3 protein-coding genes and 1 pseudogene are annotated in these 2,942 nt (G+C 75.9%); all 4 read right to left on the bottom strand.

What is annotated here, in order from left to right; translation table 11 throughout:
- Positions 1–238: pseudogene (locus tag ACFU99_RS39575) on the bottom strand (sulfurtransferase); the annotation flags it as partial.
- Positions 239–258: 20 nt separating this feature from the next.
- Positions 259–810 carry a cysteine dioxygenase gene (locus tag ACFU99_RS39570; protein WP_384402345.1) on the bottom strand — a complete coding sequence of 184 codons (552 nt, stop codon included), beginning with the start codon at positions 808–810 and terminating at the stop codon, positions 259–261.
- 69 nt (positions 811–879) lie between these two features.
- Positions 880–966 (bottom strand): putative leader peptide, encoded by an 87-nt coding sequence (locus ACFU99_RS39565; protein ID WP_324606970.1) that lies wholly within the window; start codon positions 964–966, stop codon positions 880–882.
- 32 nt (positions 967–998) lie between these two features.
- On the bottom strand, positions 999–2,708 hold the full coding sequence (locus ACFU99_RS39560) for an FAD-dependent monooxygenase (RefSeq protein ID WP_384402342.1): 1,710 nt from the start codon (positions 2,706–2,708) through the stop codon (positions 999–1,001).
- Between the last annotated feature and the right edge of the window lie 234 nt (positions 2,709–2,942).

Below are 2,942 nucleotides of genomic sequence, written 5' to 3'. Positions count from 1 at the left end.
CGCGCAGGTCGTGGCCGTCGGCCTCGGCCGCGCGGTGGTCGCAGGCCGGATCGAGACGCCATTCCAGTTCGTTGCGTTCGACGATCAGAGCGCCGGGGATGAGGCCGTCGCGGTCGCGCAGGGCCGCGTAGCGGATGTCGACGAGCAGGCCGCCGTCGTCGCGGACGGCCGCGGCCTCGTGCGGGGTGAGGCGGTGCAGCGAGGACCGCGCCTCGGCCAAGAGCTCTTCCACTGTCATGCCCGTCGCCATACCCGCTGTCATGCCCACTCCTCGGCGCGCTCGATCTGTTCGAGCCGCAGCAGCGGACCGGTGCGGCTGTAGCGCCGCATCAGCGGCAGCGGCGGGTAGTACGCGTGCACCGACACCGCGTGCCGGTCCTCGGACGCGTTGAAGACCTGGTGCACGTGGTGCGGGCCGAAGGCCCGGCCGCGGCCGTCCGAGAGTCGGCGGCTGCGGTCGACGCCGTCCGCCAGTTCCAGGGTCTTCCAGCCCTCGGTGGGCAGTTGGGCCGCGAGGGACTGCTCGGTCAGCTCGCCGGCCGCCGCGGCGAACGCGCCGTGCGAGCCACCGTGGTCGTGCCAGCCGGTGCCGGTCCCCGGCGGCCAGCCGATCAGCCATGCCTCGCTGCCGCCCGGCCCCTCCAGCCGCAGCCAGGTGCGGCCCTCGGGGTCCAGCGGAAGTGAGGCCACCAGCTCGGCGTTGCCGGCGACGTGCCGTGCGAAGCCCAGGAGTTCGGCGGCGGAAGGGGCCGTAACCGCCCCTTCCGGAACAGCTCCGGGCGCGGACGTACCTACTACAGGAAGTGACACAGAACCCGTCCTGAAAGATCGCGAAGATGCGCGGCCGGTACACGCACGGCCGCGCGGGGGAAGGCGTGATCAGCAGGACGGACGACAGACGCAGCCCGCGTAGCGGACCAGGTCCAGATGGACCCTCCGCCAGAAACGCGCGCCGCTCTCCGTCACGTTCCGGAGTGAATCACGGCGGTACGGGCAGGTCAACGGTTGGCCGTAGCCTCACTCGCCGGCTCGGCCATCGGCACCGTGACGGCCCCGCCGCGCACCGCGTCCGCGCAGGCGTACAGCTCCGAGGGGCGTACGCCGGAGAGCGCCGCCACCAGATGCCCGTCCGGCCGCACCACCAGTACCGTGTGTGCCGCGGCGCCCGGGTACCCCTCGGCGACCAGCAGTTCCGCCCGTACCGGCAGCGCGGCGACAGCCGCCGCCAGCCGCGGCATCAGCCCGGCGCCCAGCCAGTGCCGCCGCTCCCACACCCCCGTGCCGGGGGCGACGAGCACGATCAGCAGGTCGCGCCCGAGCCGGTCCATGAGCCAGGCCGGGGAGCCGTCCGGCGCGGTCACGGGCACATCGGCGGCTGTCGCGCCGAGGGCCGTACCGACGGTCACGGAGCCTTCCGGCGCGGTGGAGGGCGCCAGGGGCGTACGGGCGTGCACCGGCGGCGCCCCCAGCGGGCCCCGCCCCAGGTGCCCGTCGGTGAGCAGCGCGTCGCGCCCCCGCCCCGAGCCCGGCACCACCGCGCGCCGCACCACCCGCCAGCCGCCGGACCCCCGCAGCCCGGGAAGGGCCTGGTCGGCGGCGCGCAGCCGGCGGCCGACGGCGGTCCGCCGCTCCGCCTGGTAACTGTCGAGCAGCACCTCCGACGCGCCGTGGTGCTGCGCCACCCCCAGCTTCCAGGAGAGGTTGTCGACGTCCCGCAGGCCCTCCTCCACGCCCTGCGTGCCGAGCGCCCCGAGCAGGTGCGCGGCGTCGCCCGCGAGGAAGGCGCGGCCGGTCCGCCAGCGCCTCGCGAGCCGGTGGTGCACGGCGTGCACGCCGGTGTCCAGGAGCTCGTACGGCGGCACGTCCCCGCACCACCCCTCCAGCGAGTCCCGCACGCGGGCGATCAGGGCGTCCGGGGTGACCAGATCGCGGCCCGGAGGCAGCAGCCAGTCCAGCCGCCACACCCCGTCCGGCAGCGGCCGGGCCGTGACCTCGCCGCCGTGCGGCGGCGAGCGGTGCAGCACGCCCTCGCCGGGCCAGGGCAGCTCGCAGCGCAGCGCGGCCACCGCGTGCCGCTCCACGGCCGTACGCCCCGGGAAGCGCACCCCCAGCAGCTTGCGGACGTTGGAGCGGGCGCCGTCGCAGCCGACCAGGTAACTCCCGCGCCACCAGGTGCCGTTGTCGCCCCTGGTGCGTACGGTGACGCCGTCGGCGTCCTGTTCCAGGCTGTCGACGCGGCTGCCCTGGACGAGCTGGACCATCGGCTGCCCGGCGAGGGCCACGCGCAGGGACCGGGTCAGCACGTGCTGCGGGAGATGCAGCGGCGAGGGGCCGGCGGCCTCCGTCCCGGCCTCGCCGTCATCCGCCACCGGCGCGCCGACCGGATCGCCCGCCTTGTCCGCCCTATCCGTCTTGCTCGCCTCGTCCGTGTCGGGGCCGCCGCCCTCCTCGCCGAAGGACAGCTGGTACACCACCCCGCGCCGGCGCAGCGTGCGCCACCCACTCCAGCGCGCCCCGCCCTCCAGCGGGCACCCCAGCCGGGCCAGCAGGGCGACCGTGTCCGGCCGCAGCAGGACCGTACGGGCCGCGCGCCGCTCCTCGGCCCCCGTGCCCTCGTCGAGGACGACGACCGGCACCTCGTGGCGCGCGAGCCCGAGGGCGAGGGCGAGGCCGACCGGGCCGGCCCCGACGACGATCACCGGGTCCACGGCGCGGCTCCCTCGGCGCTGCGGAGCGCGCGGACGGCCCCGCCGAACGCACGGGCCGGATGGGGCGTACGGGCCGCATGGGCCGTATGAGAGCTGGCAGTTGAAGCCGGGGGCGCGATCACAGAACGTATGCAACCCACTGCGCGTGCTTGCGTCAAGTGACGCCAGCCTACTCCGCGGCGCGCCGGAACGAGTGCGCCCCGTCGGCCGCACACGGCGGCCGACGGGGCGTCA

This window comes from Streptomyces sp. NPDC057654 (assembly GCF_042800135.1).
Classification (GTDB): Bacteria; Actinomycetota; Actinomycetes; order Streptomycetales; family Streptomycetaceae; genus Streptomyces.
Note: the sequence above shows the minus strand (reverse complement) of the source record. Positions and strands in the feature narration are given on the sequence as shown.